Raw genomic sequence first — 16,018 nt, forward strand, 5'->3', positions numbered from 1 at the left:
AGCGGCATCGTCAAGAACCTGAACGCGAACGTGGGCGCCTCGGTCAGCTCGGGCGCGGTCATCTGCGAGCTCAAGGACTGACCAGCCGCCATGGCGTCCTTACGGCGGGCTCCGACCGGGGCCCGCCGTCATGGTCGGTCCTCGACGAGGCCGGTCTTCGAGGCCGGTCCCCGAGGGTCCCCGAGGTCAGTCCTTCAGCGTCCGCTCCAGGAAGCCCAGAACGGTGTCCGCGTAGGTCTTCGGCTGGCTCTTGATGCCCTGTAGATGGTCGGTCTCCGGCAGGGTGTGCACCTCGGCCAGCGGATAGCGCTCGGCCAGCGCCCGTACCCCGGAGGCGGGGATCATGGTGTCGCGGTCACCGGTCAGGAAGAGCATCGGGGTGCGCTCGTACGCGCCCCCGACCGGCGGCGGCCACTGCACCCGCAGCATCGCCACGGCCGCCGACGAGGCGACCGACTCCACGACCGGGCGGGAGGGGCCCGCCCCCAGCGGGCCGGGGATGGGCACCCCGCCGGCCGCCACGAAGTTCCGGAACAGCGGGGCCAGTTCCAGTGCCGGACCGCTGTCGAAGACCAGTGCGTCGACCGGGCAGTCCTCCCTCTTGAGCATGTAGAAGGAGGGGAAGGTCGAGATGGAGAAGCCGTAGATCGCGATGCGCGCGGCGGCGTACTCCTCCATCGACCGCATATGCCGCACCACGGCGACCACATCGTCGGTGTGACGGTCGCTCATACCCCAGCCCGCCCGGTCCGCGGCGCTCTTACCGTGGTTGCGGTGGTCGAACATCGCGACCGTATAGCCCGCCTCGTTGAGCATCCGGGCGTGCGCCAGGCTCGCGGACTTGCTCAGCCCCAGGCCGTGTCCGAGGACCACGACCCGTTCGGTGTCGCCGGGAATCAGCCAGACATGCAGCCCGCGACCCTGTTGTCCGTTCAGCGGAACGTTGACATCGGTGCTGGTCAGGCTCAGGTCGGCGGGCTTCTTGTGATGCGGTCTGCGCGGCGGGTGGAAGATCATGTACGAGAGGAAGGCGCCGTACAACGGTGCCACCGGGAGGGTCACCGCAGAGGCCGCCTTCGCCAGGAATCCCGTCGCCATGGTCGCCAAACCCCCATCACCGATCGTGCCCGGACGTGCGCGATCGTAGTGCGCACGGAAGGTGACCGCGTCGGCGGGGAGATGAACGTGGCCTAAGTCACCGGGTGCCCCTCATCCGCAACGCCGCCTCGGGTCAAGGGGGTTGGGGGCGCGTGAACCCGCCATGGCGGCGCGTTCCGACGGCGCGCCGCCGCGCGCGCCGCTGTACCGTCAGTACGTCCACAGCGAGCGCATCATCGGCCGATAGCACGGGGGAAGCGGAACAGTGTCCTTCAGCAGCCCGGTTCAGCCCGCACGGGAGCCCCGGGGCTGGGCCCCGGCCCGCGCCCTGCCCACCCCCGGAGACCGCCCCGGCCCCGGCGAGGTGGCCGTATGGCTGCTGCGGATCCCGCCGTCCGCCGCCGCTGCCGCCGCCGTCGCGGAGGGCACCCTGGACGAGGGGGAGCGCGAGCGCGCGGCGAGGCTGCGGTCCGAGGTGGCGCGCGAGCGCTATGTGACCTCCCATGTGGGGCTGCGGACGCTGCTCGGCGGCTATCTCGGCATCGCCCCGGCCGACGTCGTGTTCACCCGGGAGACCTGCGGAATGCCGGACTGCGACAAACCGCACGGCCGCCCGGCCCTGGCGGGCGAGGACATGCTGCACTTCTCGCTCTCCCACTCCGGGGACGCCGCCCTGTGCGCCGTCGCCCGGGTGCCCGTCGGCGCCGACGTCGAGGAGCGCGACCCCGGGCGCGTGGGGACCCGGCTGACGGGGCTGATCGGGCAGCTGCACCCCGAGGAGCGCGCGGCGGTCGACGCGCTTCCGGAGGAGCTGCGGGAGGAGGCGTTCCTGGGCTGCTGGGTCCGTAAGGAGGCGTACCTCAAGGGCATCGGCACCGGGCTGCCGGGCGGGATCGGCGCCCACCATGTCGGCCTCGCCGAGGGCCTGGCACCGGCCGACGCGCCGTCCGGCCCCAGCGGCTGGGGCTTCGCCGACCTCGACGCACCGCCCGGCTACCACGCCGCGGTCGCCGTACGGCACGAGGCCGCGCCCGGCGGCCCGGCGCGGCCGGTGGTGACCCTGTCCGGTCTGCCCCTGGGCTGATCGGCCCGAGTACAGTCGGCGCCATGCCGCATCGCGAGGTGGAACTCTCGGCAGGCACCGTCGAGTACGAGGACACGGGAGGTGAGGGCCCCGTCGCGGTTCTGCTGCACGGCGTGGCCATGGACGGCTCCCTGTGGCGCGATGTGGTCGCCGCGCTGAGCCCCGACATCCGCTGTGTCGTCCCCACCCTCCCGCTGGGCGGCCACCGCCGTGCGATGCGGCCCGACGCGGATCTAACGGTGCTCGGGGTGGCCCGGCTGGTCGCCGAGTTCCTGGACCGGCTCGACCTTACGGATGTCACGCTGGCCATGAACGACTGGGGCGGGGCGCAGGCGCTGATCGCCGACGCCCGCGCCCAGCGGATCGGCCGGCTGGTGATCACCTCCTGTGAGGCGTTCGAGAACTTCCCGCCCGGGCTGCCCGGCCGGAATCTGCGGATGGCCGCGAAGCTGCCGGGCGGGCTCAACGCCGTCTTCAAGCTGCTGAAGGTGGCGCCCCTGAGGCGGCTTCCGATGACCTGGGGCTGGATGACCAAGCGCCCGGTGGACCCCAAGGTGATGGACGCCTGGCTCCAGCCGCTGTGGACCTCCCCGGAGGTCCGCCGGGACCTGCGGAAGTACGTTCTCGGGGTGCCACCGGTGGACGAGCTGCTGCGCTGGGCCGAGGCGCTGCGCACCTTCGACCGCCCCGCCCTGGTGGCCTGGGCGTCCGAGGACCGTGTGATGCCGCCCGAGCACGGTCTGCGCCTGGCGGGGCTGCTGCCCCGGGGCAGTCTGGTGGAGATCCCCGACAGCTACACCCTGATCCCCCAGGACCAGCCGGGGCCGCTGGCCGACCTGATCCGCGCCTTCGTCCTGGACGGCGCGGCCACGGCATAGGGACTGGCCGCCGTCGCATCGGGACTGGCCGCCATGCCCTAGGGACTGTCGTACCCCCGGCGTACCGTCGTCAGTATGTGCAGATCCATCAAGACCCTTCGCCCGCCGTACGCCGAGTCGGTCACCGAGGCCGATATGCGCGCCGCGGCGCTTCAGTACGTCCGCAAGATCTCCGGCTTCCGCCAACCCGCCGCGCATAACGCGGAGGCGTTCGACAAGGCCGTCGAGGCCATCGCCGCCGCCACGGGGGAGCTGCTGGCCTCGCTCGAGGTGCGGGGTGGGGCGGCACGCTGAATGGCCCGGGGCTTTTGAGCACCCGGGCCATCCGCTTGATCAGTTGTGCGCCGCCAGGGACTCGAACCCCGGACCCGCTGATTAAGAGTCAGCTGCTCTAACCAACTGAGCTAGCGGCGCCTGCTGACGAAATAAATACTACCCGGTCCGAAGGGGTGGTTCTGACCGCGCGCGGATGGGCTCAGATCGACAGGGAGAGCAGCATCGGGGCCGCCTCCCGGTTGAGCGTGTCGGCGGCCTGGCGCAGGCGGTGCGCGTGGGCCAGGGGGAGGGAGAGGGCCAGACAGCCCACCGAGCGGCCCGCGCTGATCGGGACCGCCGCGCAGACCGTGCCGATCGCGTACTCCTGGAGGTCGAGCACGGGCACGGTGGCGGGCTGGCTGTCCAGCTTGCGGAACAGCGCCTTTTCGCTGGTGGTGGTCCGGGAGGTGAGCCGCACCGTCTTGTGGCGGGAGATGTGATCGCGGCGGCTGTCGTGGTCGAGCTGGGTGAGCAGGCATTTGCCGAGCGCCATCGCATGGGCGGCGGAGCGGAAGTCCACCCACTCGTTGACCTTGGGGGCCCGCGGCCCGTCCGCGTACTGCGTGATCTTGACTTCGCCGTCCACATAGCGGCTGAGGTAGACCGCCGCGCCCACCGAGTCGCGCAGGGCGCTGAGCGACCGCTGGAGCTTGTCCTGGACGGCGTGGCCGTGGCCGGGACCCGCGGAGCCCAGCAGGGACAGGGAGCTGCCGCCGACATAGGCGCCGTCGGCGATCTGCTCCACATAGCCCTCGCGGCGCAGCATCCGCAGCAGGTCCGCGAACTGGTGGGCCGGCAGCCCGGTCTCCCGGGCGATCATGATGTCGCTGACGCCGGACGAGTGTTTGGCGACGACCTCAAGGATCCGGAGGGCGTGCTGCACCGAGTGGAACGGCGCGGTCGGCTCGGGCCTGAGCGCCACGATTTCCCCCCTCGCAGGTTGGCGTGGCTTTGTATCACGATAACCGCCAAGGGGCTTATCCGGATCGGCTGTTGAGGATATTGCCGGGGCGCCACAGCCCCGGTCAGCAGGGGCGTATTTCTGTGGCATATGACACAGGCATGCCCCCGCAAGCGGCTCGCGGGGGCAGTGCCGGTCGTGGCCCGGCCGGGGCCGGGCGATCTAGAGAACCGCGCTCAGGAATTCCCTCGTCCGCTCGTGCTCCGGCTCGGTGAAGATCTTCTCCGGCGGTCCGGACTCGATCACCCGGCCCGCGTCGAACATCAGTACATCGTCGGAGATGTCCCGGGCGAAGTTCATCTCATGGGTGACGCACAGCATGGTGATGTCCGTTGTGTGAGCGATGTCACGCAGCACATCCAGCACTCCGGCCACCAGCTCCGGGTCCAGCGCCGAGGTCACCTCGTCCAGCAGCATCACCTGCGGCCGCATCGCCAGCGCGCGGGCTATCGCCACCCGCTGCTGCTGCCCGCCGGACAGCTGCGTCGGATAGGCGTCGCACTTGTCGCCGAGCCCGACCAGGTCGAGCAGCTCCCGGGCGCGGGTCTCGGCCTCGTCCTTGCCGAGGCCCAGCACATGCACCGGGGCCTCGGTGATGTTCCGCAGCACCCGCATATTGGGGAAGAGGTTGAACTGCTGGAAGACCATTCCGATCTTCTTGCGCACCTCACGGGTGTGCTTCTCGCCCGCCGGGACCAGTGTGCCGCCTCTGTCCTCATGGGTGAGGTAGTCGCCGTCGACCTTGATCGTGCCCTCGTCCGGCTTGATCAGCGTCATCAGCAGCCGCAGGATCGTGGTCTTGCCCGAGCCCGAGGGGCCGATCAGGGTGACGTGCTTGCCGGAGGAGACCGAGAAGTCGAGGTTGTCCAGGACCGTATTGCTGCCGAAGCGCTTGGTCACCTGGTCGAAGCGGATCAGTTCACTGCCGTCCACGGCAGGGTTCGTGTGGTCGGTTTCAGTGGCCAAGACGACGCTCCAGGGCTCGCATAAGAAGGGAAGCCGGATAGGCGATGACGATGAAGGCGATGCCGACCATCGTGTAGGGCTCGATGTACTGGAAGGACGACGCGCCTTCCGCGCGCGCCTTCTGGAGCATGTCGACGACGCCGATCAGCGCGAGCATCGGGGAGTCCTTCAGCATCGCGATCACGTAGTTGCCCAGGGCGGGCACCACCCGGCGGATGGCCTGCGGCAGGATCACCGCGGTCCAGGTACGGCCGCGGGAGAGGCTGAGCGCGGTCGCCGCCTCCCACTGGCCCTTGGGCACACCGTCGATACCGGCCCGGTAGACCTCGGCGGTGTACGTCGAGTAGTGCAGGCCGAGCGCGATCACCCCGGTGGTGAGCGCCGAGAACTTGATGTCCCAGGTCGGCAGCACGTAGTAGAAGAAGAACAGCTGCACCAGCAGCGGGGTGTTGCGGATGAACTCCACAACGGCCGCCACCGGCCAGCGGACGAAGCGGGTCGGCGAGCGGAAGGCCATCGCCCACACCAGGCCGAGCGCGAACGCCAGGACCGAGCCCAGCGCGGTCGCCTCCAGCGTGATCAGCAGTCCGCGGCCCAGTTCGGGGAGGAAGTCCTTCGCCACATCCCAGTTCCAGTTCACTGGGCACCTCCCGCCGTGATGATGTTGGACGACTGCTCGGTCTCCTGGCGCGAGGACAGCTTCCGGGTGATCAGCGAGCGCTTGCCGGAGTCCACCGGGGCCTGGCCGATCCCCGCCTTGGCGCGCCGCTCCAGCAGCCGCATCAGCCGGGTGAGCACGAAGGCCAGCACGAAGTAGAGGACCAGGATGATCGCGTAGATCTCCAGGCTGTCACCGGTGGCCAGCCGCGAGAGCTGGGCGGCGAAGGTGATGTCGGCGACGCTCACCGCGGAGACCAGGGCGGTCGCCTTCAACAGCTCGATCAGCAGGTTGTTGAAGGGCGGGATCATCTCCGGGATGGCCTGCGGCAGGATCACCCGGCGCATCCGCTGTGCGGGGGTGAAGCTGAGCGCGATGGCCGCCTCGCGCTGTGCCGGGGCCACCGCGGCGATCGCGCCGCGCACGATCTCCGAGCCGTACGCCCCGTAGGTGAGGCCAAGGGCCAGCACCGCCGCCCACATCGGCACCAGCTGGAACTGGAAGGCCAGCGGCATCACGAAGAACAGCCAGAACATCAGCACCAGGGCAGAGGTGCCGCGGAAGACCTCGACATAGAAGCCCGTCAGAAAGCGGACGATCCACAGCCGCGAGGTGCGGGCGATCCCGATGCCGAACGCCACGACGGCCGCGAAGATCGCGCTGTACAGGGTCAGCTGGATGGTGATCCAGACGCCCGGAAGAAGCCAGTTTTCCCAGAGCCCGGCCGTCATGAGCACAGCTCCTTGGCGGTCAGATCGGTCATCTCTTCCTCGGTGAAGCCGAAGGGCCGCACGATGCGCAGCAGCTCGCCGCTCTTCTTCATCTTGTGCAGCTCCACGTTGAAGGCGTCCCGGAGCTTGGCCTCCTCCGGCCGGAAGGCGAAGCCGCCGGCGCCGATGTCCGGTTTGCCGTCGACGTACGCCTGGAACGGCTCGGTGGCCTCGGCCCGCTGGCTGTTCCGCTGCTTCACCACGTTGTGGACGGTCACGGTCGTGCCCGCGAAGACATCGGCCCGGCCCTGCTCCACGGCGAGCAGCCCGGCCAGCTGGTCGGGGAGGATCAGCATGTCGCTCTGCTTGATCCCGGCGTCCTCCGCGTAGCCGATCTCGGCGTAGGCGGTGCCGGTGGCCATTTTGGCCTTCTTCTTAAAGATGTCTTCGTAATTGTGCAGGTTTTTGGGGTTCCCCTTGCGTACGATGAACGCGTCACGCATGCGGTAGTCGGGGTCGGAGAAGATCACCTGGGCGCAGCGCTCGGGGTTGATGTACATCCCCGCCGAGACCACGTCGAACTGCTGCGACCGCAGGCCCGGGATGAGCGAGCCGAATTCGGTCGGCACGGGCTGGACCTTGGGCACTCCCAGCCGTTTGAAGATGACCTTCGCGATCTCCGGTGCCTCGCCGGTGAACTCGCCGTTCTTGTCGATGTAGCCGAATGGGATCTCCCCCGCTATTCCCAGTCGGACCGTGCCTTGCGACCGCAGTCGCTCCAGCAGATTGCCCCCGTCCTCGGTGCCGGAGGCGGACACCCGGCTACAGCCGACCGCGCCCAGCAGACCCAGGGCCGCGCCGCCGGCGAGAAGGGAGCGGCGGCTGGGTCCTATTTTTGCTATTTCTCTGCTATCGGTGTCTTTCCCACGTGGTGGAGCCATGGGCGCGCGGCTACCCGACTCCAACAGATGTATGCAGTCTGTTTCCGGCCCTTGATACAGCCGATGCGTGGGTAGGCCCCTGGGGCAGGACTGGTTCCTAAGCGACCTGGAGGAAAGTCGATGGTTGACCGAGCCGACCGGTTCATCGAGGTCTCGCTCGAGAAGCGCGGGGTGAGCTGTACGGCCAAGCTCCTTGACGAGCTCGCGCCGATCACCTGTGAGGCGGTGTGGAACGCGCTGCCGCTGGGAGGTGATGTGTATCACGCGAAGTACGCGCGCAATGAGATCTACGCGCTGGTGCCCCCCTTCGCGCCGGAGGAGCCGCCCCTGGAGAACCCGACGATCACCCCGATCCCCGGGGATCTGTGCTACTTCACCTTCACCGACACCCAGCTCGGGACCAAGTCGTACGGATACGAGACCGAGGCCAAGCACCAGGGGCGGCGGCAGGTCGTCGACCTGGCGCTCTTCTACGAGCGGAACAACCTGCTGATCAACGGCGACGCGGGGTGGGTGCCCGGGATCGTCTGGGGCGCGGTCGTCGACGGCCTCGACCGCATGGCCGACGCCTGCCAGGACCTGTGGCGTGCCGGGGCGCTGGGGGAGACCCTGAGCTTCCGGCGGGCGTAGATCCTCGGCTTTCACCGGGCGGGGACCTCGGTTGCCGCCCGGTGTGGCCCTTGGTTTTCGTCGGGTGTGGCCCTTGGTTGCCGCCCGGTGTGGCCCCTGGTTTCCGCCGGGCGCGGCCTGGGGCGTGAGCAGGGCCCGGGGCGGAGCCGCCCCGGGCCGGGCAGTGGGCTTTACGGCCAGTGGGCCTCAAGGCCGCCGGGGGCGGACCCGTATGGCTCAAGCCGCCCCCGGGCGCACCCCGTGCGCTCAGGCCGCCCCCGGGCGCACTCCGTCCGCCAGCCCCGCCTCGAACAGCGCGTGCGACGCCCGCAGCACCAGCGCGTCCGCGTGGCGCGCGCCCACCAGCTGCACACCGATCGGCAGGCCCGCGCCGCTGAGGCCGCACGGCACCGATGCCGCGGGCTGCTGGGTCAGGTTGAAGGGGTAGGTGAACGGCGTCCAGCCCGTCCAGCGGGTGTGCTCCGACCCCTTGGGCACCTCGACCCCGGCCTCGAAGGCGGTGATCGGGAGCGTCGGGGTGACCAGCAGGTCGTACGCGGAGTGGAACCGTCCCATGGCGTGGCCGAGAGCCATCCGCACATCCACGGCCGCCAGATAGTCCAGCGCGCTGTACGAGGCCCCCTGGGCGCAGATCTCGCGCAGCCCCGGGTCCAGCAGCTCCCGGTCCTCCTGCCCCAGCGGCTGCACCACCCGGGCCGCGCCGCTGAACCACAGCGTGTGGAACGCCTCGACCGGGTCCTCGAACCCCGGGTCGATCTCCTCGACCACCGCGCCCAGCTCCGCCAGCAGATCCACCGCCCGCCGCACCGCCGCGGCCACCTCCGGGTCGACCGCGGCCGCGCCGCCGAGCGCGGGGCTGTAGGCCACCCGCAGCCCGTCCACCCCGCCCCCGCCGGGGGTGAGCGCCTCCCGGAAGCCGCCCTCGGGGGGCGGCGCCAGCTGGGACCAGTCACGCCAGTCCGGACCGGAGATCACATCCATCATCAGCGCCGCGTCGGCCGCGTCCCGGGTCATCGGCCCCACATGGGCCAGGGTGCCGAACGCGCTCGCCGGATAGAGCGGAACCCTCCCATAGGTGGGTTTCAACGCGAAGATGCCGCAGAAGGCGGCCGGGATACGGACCGAACCTCCGCCGTCCGTCCCCAGACTCAGCGGACCCGCGCCCAGCGCGACCGCGGCCGCGCTGCCGCCGCTGGAGCCGCCCGCGGTCCGCTGAGGGTCGTACGGATTGCCGGTGACCCCGTATACCGGGCTGTCGGTGACGCCCTTCCAGCCGAACTCCGGGGTCGTGGTCTTCCCCACGAACACGGCGCCGTGCTCGCGCAGCCGCGCCACCGAGGGCGCGTCCTCGTCCCATGCCTGGACATCGGGCCGCACGGTCCGCGAACCGCGCAGGGTGGGGGCGCCGCGCAGCAGGAGGATGTCCTTCACCGACACCGGTACGCCGTCCAGCAGGCCCGCGGGGGCCCCGCGCCGCCACCGCTCTGCGGACTCCTCCGCCTGTCGCAGCGCGCCCTCGGCGTCCACCCTTGTGAAGGCGTTCACCTCCGGCTGTATCTGCTCGATCCGGTGGAGGACGGCACGGGTCGCCTCGACGGGGGAGAGCTCGCCGGAGGCGTAGCGCTCCAGGAGTTGAACGGCTGTCAGGTCGTGCGTATCGGTCATCCGGCTCTCCGTTCAGGTCGTGCGATAGGTCGTGCGATCAGTCCACCGGTACGTACCCGAGGCGTTTGTCGACGATGTTGAGCAGTGGTTCGCCCGCGCACCAGCGCTCGAAGTTGTCCTGGAACTGCTCGGCCAGATGGTCGCGCCATCCCACCGTGTCGCCGCTCATATGGGGCGAGACGAACAGCCCCGGCACGTCCCACAGGGGATCGTCCGAGGCCAGCGGCTCGTGTTCGAAGACATCCAGGGCAGCGCCGCCGATCCGGCGGGCCACCAGGGCCGCCGTAAGGTCCTTCTCGACGACCAGGGGGCCGCGGCCGATGTTGATGAACCGGGCGCTGGACTTCATCCGGTCGAAGACGGACCGGTCGAACATGCCGCGGTTGGCTTCGGTGAGCGGTGCCGCGCACACCACCCAGTCGGCCGACGGCAGCAGCCCGGGGAGCTCGTCACCGCCGCGCACGCCCTGCCGCGCGGAGCGGCCCACCAGGTCGACCACCACACCGAGCGCGGCCAGGGTGGAGCCGATCGTCCGGCCGATGGGGCCCGCACCCACGACCACGGCCCGCGTCCCGGCCAGCCGCATCGTCTCCCGGTGCTGCCAGCGGCGCTGCCGCTGAAGCTCCCAGGTGCCGTGGAAGTCCTTGGCCATGGCGATCACCAGGCCGGCCACATACTCCGCGATCGGCTGCTCGAAGACCCCCCGGGCATTGGTCAAAACCGTGTCGGACGCGATGAGTTCGGGGCAGAGCAGCCGGTCCACGCCGGCGCTCGCGGTATGGACCCACGCCGGCCGGGGGCCCTTGCCGGGCCAGGCGTCGCGGACCGCGTCGGAGGTGAAGTCCCAGACCAGGAGCACATCCGCGACAGGGAGCGCCTGGGGGAGCGATTTCTCGTCACAGACGAGCACCTTGGCCCGCTCGGCCACCCGGTCCAGGTGGACGGGTGGCTGGTCGCCGAAGACGACAACTGTGCTTTCGGACATAGGCGGGAAACCGTTTCGAAACGTGGGTGGGTTTGCCTGGAGGAGGAGGGGGCAGGCGCCTCAGTTTGAGGATTGACCACGCTAGGCAGCGGAAACTACCGTCGTCAACAACGGCATCTGTCCCGGCGTCCCGGCATCAGGCCGGTCTCTCTCCATCGAAACCTCTGGCCAATGGTCCAGTCCCTCCGTTCCGTATTGGGGCTCGCTTTGGACGTCTCTTTTCTAGGTGGCCCACAGCCGCAGCGCGGCGTGGGAGTGGTGGCACCGTTCGACTTCGCACTCGATCGTGAACTGTGGCGCTGGGTACCGGACGAGGTCTCCCTGCACCTCACCCGTACCCCGTTCGTACCCGTCGAGGTGAGCCTCGACCTGGCCCGGCTCGTGAGCGAGCACGAGACCTTGCACGACGCGGTGCGGGCGCTGGCCGCCGTGGCACCGGAAGTGGTGGCGTACGCATGCACCTCGGGCAGCTTCGTCGGCGGTGTGGCCGGTGAGCGCGCGATGTGCGCCGCCATGACCCAGGCGGGTGAGATCCCGTCGCTGACCACCTCGGGCGCCCTGCTGGAGGCGCTGAGAGAGATCGGCGCCCGGCGGATCGCCGTGGTGACCCCGTACACCCGGTCCGTCACCGACTCGCTGGAGGAGTACCTCGCCGAGGGCGGGATGACCGTCACCGGACGGGCGTACCTCGGACTGACCCGGCACATCTGGAAGGTGCCGTACCGCGATGTGGTCGACATGGCCCGGCAGGCGGTGGTCGGGGCGACCGACGCGCTCTTCATCAGCTGCACCAATCTGCCGACCTACGACGTGATCCCGCAGCTGGAGGCGGAGCTGCGGATGCCCGTGCTGTCCGCCAACCAGGTCACGATGTGGGCGGCGCTGCGGGCGATCGGCGCACAGGCCGTCGGGCCGTACCAGGCGCTGCTTGACCCGGTCGCCCGGTCCGGTCCCGCGGGGATGTCGGTCTCGCCGCTGCGCGGCCCGCTCCCGATGACGGACCCGGTCGTCGAGTCGGTGATCGAGGCCGTGGAGTCGGTCGAGTCGGTGGTGGACGAGCCGGAGGCGGCGCTGGCCGGGGCGGCGTCGCCCGGGTCGGACGGCGATCCGGTCGACGGGCTCGACCCGGGCTTCGGAGCCGGCCTCGGCGAGGGCCCCTATCTCGACGATTCGGGAGGCCCGGCCGCGGGGTGAGGCGGCGGCCCGGCGTGATGTGACGTGATGTGGAGGGCGGCCCGCCCCGGAGTGAGGGGGCGGGCGCCCCGGCGTGGCCGGGAAGCCTGCCCGGGTGAGACGGGCAGGAGGTCCGCGGTGTAGGAGAATTGAACCCTCCCCCCGATGAAGAAAGGGGGATTCCTGGCTCAGGAAGCCCCGCAGGTCTGCGACCTGAAGGGTCTTACTCCCTCGGCACCAGCCGGGACGGAACCTGCCCGGTCGCCCGAAAGCGTGGGGTTGCGCTGGCTTGGCTCTCGCTCAGCACGTTATGCGTGCTTGGTTCTCGCAACGCACGACACGCACTTTACCCAACCGTGTGGGCGTTTTCGCCCCGGAGGTGAAATCCCGTTCCTTGCTCTGCTCCGATTCCTCCCCCGCCCGAAGGCGGGGGCACGCCAGTCAAGGAGGCAAGTCATGGTGGACTCGACGCGCCCGGCCCCGGACACAGTGGGCTTTCTCTACCCCGGATACTCCGCCGAGGACGAATATCCGCGCCTGGAAGCCATGCTCGGCGGCGACAGCGGCGACATCCGGCTTCCGCTCGTCCACACCGACATCGGTGAGGACGCCCACCGGGTGGACGCCCTGCTGGAGATGGGGTCGGCGGCCCGTCTCGCGGCCGGGGTCGCCGAGCTCGCCGAGCGCGGTGCCCAGGCCGTGGTCTGGGCGTGCACCAGCGCCAGCTTCGTCTTCGGCTGGGAGGGCGCCAAGGAGCAGGTGCGCGAGCTGAGCCAGACGGCCGGGATGCCCGCCTCCAGCACCTCCTTCGCCTTCGCCCACGCGGTGCAGGAGCTCGGCGCCGAGCGGGTGGCCATCGCCGCCACCTATCCGGAGGATGTCGCCGACTACTTCAGGGCATTTTTGAAGGCGGCCGGAGCCGAGGTGGTCTCGATGCGCGGCAGCGGGATCATCACGGCCGCGGAGGTCGGCACCTGGGGGCGGGAGGAGGTGCTGGAGCTGGGCCGCGCCGGGGACCACCCCGAGGCCCAGGCGGTGCTTCTGCCCGACACCGCCCTGCACACCGCCGCCTGGATTCCGGATCTGGAGGCGGAGCTGGGTAAGCCGGTGCTCACGGCCAATCAGGTCACGGTCTGGGAGGGGCTGCGGCTGCTGGGCCGCGATCCGGTCCATGACCGGCTGGGCACGCTGTTCGCCCGGAGCGGCGGATAGCGGAAGGCGGTGCGGCCGCCGGGGGGCGTGCCGAGATGGCCGAGGAGCCGATGACAGGGAGCTGAATCCCGGCGGAATTCCATGTCGCTCTTTCGCCATCGGGGCATTCCGCTTATCGGACTGCGCCTAGCATGCAGCCGTGCGTCGCCATCATCTCTCCCCGGTCCCGTCGGCACGTCATCTGCTGGTCGCCGGTGCGGTGACGGTGGCCACGGCCGTCGGGATCGGCGTGCTGGCGGTCGGCGGAGGATCCTCGGACGGCCCCCGTGCGAACCCCTCCGCGAGCGCGAGCGCGCCCGCGAAGGCCCCGGACGGGCTCCGGCACACCTCCGTCGAGGTGTCCGAGGGTGGCTGTGGCCATGGCTGGACCGATGCCACCCGTGGCAAGCAGGTCTTCGATCTGCGGAACACCTCCAGCAGACCGGCCGAGGTCCATCTCACCGATCCGGCGAACGGCGCCGTCTACGGAGAGGTGGAGGGCCTGGGCCCCGGCACCAGCAGACCGCTGAGCGTCACGCTCGGCGGGGGCTCCTACGCCTTTGTCTGCCTGCCCGAGGACGCGGACGCGGTCACCGGGCCCACCGTCCGTGTTCCCGGACCGGCGCGCGGCGGTGGACCGGCCGCGGTCCCGGTCAGCCAGCAGGATCTGATCCCGCCCACCATCGCCTACCAGAAGTGGGTGGCGGGCCGGATGGACGAGCTGGTGCGGCGTACGGACGCGCTGCGCTCGGCCATCCACTGCGGTGAGCCGGCCACGGCCCGTGCGGCCTGGCTGCCCGCCCATCTGGTGTACGAGCGGATGGGCGCCGCCTATGGTGCCTTCGGCGACGCCGATGGGGCGATCAACGGCACCACGGCGGGGCTGTCCGGCGGGGTCCACGACCCGGACTTCACCGGCTTCCACCGCCTGGAGTACGGCCTGTGGCACGGTCAGTCCGCGAGCGCTCTGCGCCCGGTCGCCGACCAGCTCGTCAAGGATGTCCGAAAGCTGAGGGAGGACTGGTCGCAGGCGCGGATGGACCCGGCCGACCTGGGCCTGCGGGCGCACGAGATCATGGAGAACACCGTGCAGTTCGAGCTGACCGGCCGCACCGACTACGGCAGCGGCACCAACCTGGCCACCGCGCGGGCCAACGTCGACGGCACCCGGGCCGTGCTGCGCCGGCTGGAGCCGCTGCTGAAGCCCCGCGCCCCGTGGCTGCCCGAGCTCAAGAGCGACCTGGACCGCACCCAGCGGACCCTGGAGCGCTCGCACCACGGGGACCACTGGACCACGCTGGACCGGCTGAGCCGCACCGGGCGCCAGCGGCTCAACGCGGACGCGGGCACGCTGGTGGAGCGGCTGTCGCGGGTGGCGGCGCTGATGGATGTGCGGAGGACCCGGTGAGCGAGGTGCTGCGCAGGGGCTTTCTGCTGGGCGCTGCCGCGGGCACGGTCGGCGCGGTGGCGGGCGCTGCCGCGGGCACGGCGTCCGCGAAGGAGGAAGGCCCGGAGAAGAAGCCCACCCGTGTCCCCTTCCACGGCCCCCATCAGTCCGGCATTCTCACCCCGCCCCAGCGGGCCGCCGCCTTCATCGCGTTCGACGTCATGGCCGAGGGGCGCGAGGAGCTGACCGACGCCTTCCGCACGCTCACCGAGCGGTGCCGCTTCCTCACCACCGGAGGCACCCCCGACCCGGTCGGGATCACCGCGCCGCCCGCCGACTCCGGCACCCTCGGCCCCCAGGTGGCCGCTGGCCGGCTGACCGCGACCGCCGGCGTGGGCGCCTCGCTCTTCGACGGGCGCTACGGCCTGCGGGACCGCAAGCCCCGGCGGCTGAGCACGATGGAATCCTTCCCCGACGACGATCTCGACCCCGACTGGTGCCATGGCGATCTGAGTCTTCAGCTGTGCGCCGACAGCCCCGACACGGTGCTGCACGCGCTGCGCGACATCGCCCGGCACACCCGGGGCGCGCTCCAGATCCGCTGGCGTATCGACGGCTTCGTCAGCCCGCCGCGCCCGTCCGGCACCCCGCGCAACCACATGGGGTTCAAGGACGGCACCGCCAATCCGGACACCGATGACGCCCGTGCGATGGACCGTCTGGTGTGGGTGGGCGCCCACTCCGGGGAGCCGGCCTGGGCGACCGGCGGCAGCTATCAGGTGATCCGGCTGATCCGGATGCTGGTGGAGTTCTGGGACCGGGTGTCGATCAGCGAGCAGGAGCGCATGTTCGGCCGCAGCCGCGACTCGGGCGCCCCGCTGGACGGTCAGCACGAGTTCGACACCCCGTGCTACGCACAGGACCCCAAAGGCGACATCATTCCGCTGGACAGCCATATACGGATGGCCAATCCGCGCACCGCCCGCACCGAGGACCAGCGCATACTCCGCCGCCCCTACAACTACGACCGGGGCATGGACGGCAATGGCAACTTGGACATGGGGCTGCTGTTCTGCTGCTATCAGCAGGATCTCGTGCGTCAGTTCGAGGCCGTCCAGAAGCGGTTGGCGGGCGAGCCCCTGGTGGACTACATCACCCCCTTCGGCGGCGGCTATTTCTTCGCCCTCCCCGGAGTGAGAGACCGCTCCGACTGGCTGGGGCGCGCCCTTCTGGCCTGACACCGCCCCACCTTCCGGTCAAGAACACCTCAAGAGTTCCTTGGATTCTTCTGACCCTCTATTCACTCGGCCGCCTCCATGGATTCCATCGGAGAGTCCGGCCCGCGGCACAGGATCAGGCGCAGGCGTGAATCGCGA

The 16,018-nt window shown here is 70.4% G+C and carries 16 protein-coding genes and 1 tRNA gene; 8 read left to right on the plus strand and 9 right to left on the minus strand.

Translation table 11 applies throughout. The annotated features are described in order from the left end of the window. Positions 1-186 precede the first annotated feature (186 nt). Positions 187-1,098, minus strand: coding sequence for an alpha/beta hydrolase (locus NQU54_RS39985; RefSeq protein WP_257635277.1), 912 nt, complete (start codon positions 1,096-1,098; stop codon positions 187-189). Positions 1,099-1,363: 265 nt separating this feature from the next. Here NQU54_RS39985 and NQU54_RS39990 point away from each other — a divergent pair, with 265 nt between their 5' ends. The 3 genes from NQU54_RS39990 (at position 1,364) to NQU54_RS40000 (ending at position 3,354) form a co-directional block, all read left to right on the plus strand. Further along, complete coding sequence (locus NQU54_RS39990) at positions 1,364-2,182, plus strand: 4'-phosphopantetheinyl transferase family protein (protein ID WP_257635278.1); 819 nt, start codon at positions 1,364-1,366, stop codon at positions 2,180-2,182. A 23-nt stretch (positions 2,183-2,205) separates the two neighbouring features. Continuing rightward, positions 2,206-3,060 carry an alpha/beta fold hydrolase gene (locus NQU54_RS39995; RefSeq protein WP_257635279.1) on the plus strand — a complete coding sequence of 285 codons (855 nt, stop codon included), beginning with the start codon at positions 2,206-2,208 and terminating at the stop codon, positions 3,058-3,060. Positions 3,061-3,135: 75 nt separating this feature from the next. Beyond that, positions 3,136-3,354: a DUF2277 domain-containing protein gene (locus NQU54_RS40000; protein WP_137978113.1), complete on the plus strand. Its 219-nt coding sequence runs from the start codon at positions 3,136-3,138 to the stop codon at positions 3,352-3,354. A gap of 46 nt (positions 3,355-3,400) precedes the next feature. On the opposite strand, the gene NQU54_RS40005 is transcribed toward NQU54_RS40000, so the two are convergent. The 6 genes from NQU54_RS40005 to ehuB form a co-directional block, all read right to left on the minus strand. Next, positions 3,401-3,474, minus strand: a tRNA-Lys gene (locus tag NQU54_RS40005). Positions 3,475-3,535: 61 nt separating this feature from the next. Continuing rightward, positions 3,536-4,297 carry an IclR family transcriptional regulator domain-containing protein gene (locus NQU54_RS40010; RefSeq protein WP_257635280.1) on the minus strand — a complete coding sequence of 254 codons (762 nt, stop codon included), beginning with the start codon at positions 4,295-4,297 and terminating at the stop codon, positions 3,536-3,538. 201 nt (positions 4,298-4,498) lie between these two features. Further along, the gene (gene ehuA, locus NQU54_RS40015) at positions 4,499-5,269 is read right to left on the minus strand and encodes an ectoine/hydroxyectoine ABC transporter ATP-binding protein EhuA (protein ID WP_069863871.1); all 771 of its coding nucleotides are present in this window, start codon (positions 5,267-5,269) and stop codon (positions 4,499-4,501) included. Positions 5,270-5,291: 22 nt separating this feature from the next. Then, complete coding sequence (ehuD, locus tag NQU54_RS40020; RefSeq protein WP_257635281.1) at positions 5,292-5,942, minus strand: ectoine/hydroxyectoine ABC transporter permease subunit EhuD; 651 nt, start codon at positions 5,940-5,942, stop codon at positions 5,292-5,294. Continuing rightward, complete coding sequence (gene ehuC / locus NQU54_RS40025) at positions 5,939-6,691, minus strand: ectoine/hydroxyectoine ABC transporter permease subunit EhuC (RefSeq protein ID WP_099013867.1); 753 nt, start codon at positions 6,689-6,691, stop codon at positions 5,939-5,941. Before ehuC ends, ehuD begins: the two co-directional genes overlap by 4 nt. Then, positions 6,688-7,611, minus strand: coding sequence for an ectoine/hydroxyectoine ABC transporter substrate-binding protein EhuB (gene ehuB / locus NQU54_RS40030; protein WP_257635282.1), 924 nt, complete (start codon positions 7,609-7,611; stop codon positions 6,688-6,690). Before ehuB ends, ehuC begins: the two co-directional genes overlap by 4 nt. A 120-nt stretch (positions 7,612-7,731) precedes the next feature. Here ehuB and NQU54_RS40035 point away from each other — a divergent pair, with 120 nt between their 5' ends. Then, entirely contained in the window at positions 7,732-8,241 is a 510-nt protein-coding gene (locus NQU54_RS40035; protein WP_257635283.1) for a DUF3830 family protein, read from the plus strand. A 246-nt stretch (positions 8,242-8,487) separates the two neighbouring features. On the opposite strand, the gene NQU54_RS40040 is transcribed toward NQU54_RS40035, so the two are convergent. Both NQU54_RS40040 and NQU54_RS40045 read right to left on the minus strand, forming a co-directional pair. Then, positions 8,488-9,906, minus strand: coding sequence for an amidase (locus NQU54_RS40040; RefSeq protein WP_257635284.1), 1,419 nt, complete (start codon positions 9,904-9,906; stop codon positions 8,488-8,490). 37 nt (positions 9,907-9,943) lie between these two features. Further along, complete coding sequence (locus NQU54_RS40045) at positions 9,944-10,891, minus strand: D-2-hydroxyacid dehydrogenase (RefSeq protein WP_257635285.1); 948 nt, start codon at positions 10,889-10,891, stop codon at positions 9,944-9,946. A 207-nt stretch (positions 10,892-11,098) separates the two neighbouring features. Here NQU54_RS40045 and NQU54_RS40050 point away from each other — a divergent pair, with 207 nt between their 5' ends. The 4 genes from NQU54_RS40050 to efeB all read left to right on the plus strand — a co-directional run bounded on the left by NQU54_RS40050 (position 11,099) and on the right by efeB (position 15,880). Then, positions 11,099-12,085 (plus strand): maleate cis-trans isomerase family protein, encoded by a 987-nt coding sequence (locus tag NQU54_RS40050; protein ID WP_257635308.1) that lies wholly within the window; start codon positions 11,099-11,101, stop codon positions 12,083-12,085. 435 nt (positions 12,086-12,520) lie between these two features. Continuing rightward, complete coding sequence (locus NQU54_RS40055; protein ID WP_257635286.1) at positions 12,521-13,276, plus strand: maleate cis-trans isomerase family protein; 756 nt, start codon at positions 12,521-12,523, stop codon at positions 13,274-13,276. A 139-nt stretch (positions 13,277-13,415) separates the two neighbouring features. After that, the gene (locus tag NQU54_RS40060) at positions 13,416-14,663 is read left to right on the plus strand and encodes an EfeM/EfeO family lipoprotein (RefSeq protein WP_257635287.1); all 1,248 of its coding nucleotides are present in this window, start codon (positions 13,416-13,418) and stop codon (positions 14,661-14,663) included. After that, on the plus strand, positions 14,660-15,880 hold the full coding sequence (gene efeB / locus NQU54_RS40065) for an iron uptake transporter deferrochelatase/peroxidase subunit (protein ID WP_257635288.1): 1,221 nt from the start codon (positions 14,660-14,662) through the stop codon (positions 15,878-15,880). The genes NQU54_RS40060 and efeB overlap by 4 nt, the downstream gene beginning before the upstream one ends. Positions 15,881-16,018: the final 138 nt, after the last annotated feature.

The organism is Streptomyces malaysiensis subsp. samsunensis, from assembly GCF_024519315.1.
In the GTDB taxonomy this organism is placed as follows: domain Bacteria; phylum Actinomycetota; class Actinomycetes; order Streptomycetales; family Streptomycetaceae; genus Streptomyces; species Streptomyces malaysiensis.

Coding starts and splice junctions, on each gene's coding strand:
- NQU54_RS39985 (WP_257635277.1), bottom strand. CDS start 1,098: ATGGCGACGGGATTCCTGGCGAAGGCGGCCTCTGCGGTGACCCTCCCG.
- NQU54_RS39995 (WP_257635279.1), top strand. CDS start 2,206: ATGCCGCATCGCGAGGTGGAACTCTCGGCAGGCACCGTCGAGTACGAG.
- NQU54_RS40000 (WP_137978113.1), top strand. CDS start 3,136: ATGTGCAGATCCATCAAGACCCTTCGCCCGCCGTACGCCGAGTCGGTC.
- ehuC (WP_099013867.1), bottom strand. CDS start 6,691: ATGACGGCCGGGCTCTGGGAAAACTGGCTTCTTCCGGGCGTCTGGATC.
- ehuB (WP_257635282.1), bottom strand. CDS start 7,611: ATGGCTCCACCACGTGGGAAAGACACCGATAGCAGAGAAATAGCAAAA.
- NQU54_RS40035 (WP_257635283.1), top strand. CDS start 7,732: ATGGTTGACCGAGCCGACCGGTTCATCGAGGTCTCGCTCGAGAAGCGC.
- NQU54_RS40040 (WP_257635284.1), bottom strand. CDS start 9,906: ATGACCGATACGCACGACCTGACAGCCGTTCAACTCCTGGAGCGCTAC.
- NQU54_RS40045 (WP_257635285.1), bottom strand. CDS start 10,891: ATGTCCGAAAGCACAGTTGTCGTCTTCGGCGACCAGCCACCCGTCCAC.
- NQU54_RS40055 (WP_257635286.1), top strand. CDS start 12,521: ATGGTGGACTCGACGCGCCCGGCCCCGGACACAGTGGGCTTTCTCTAC.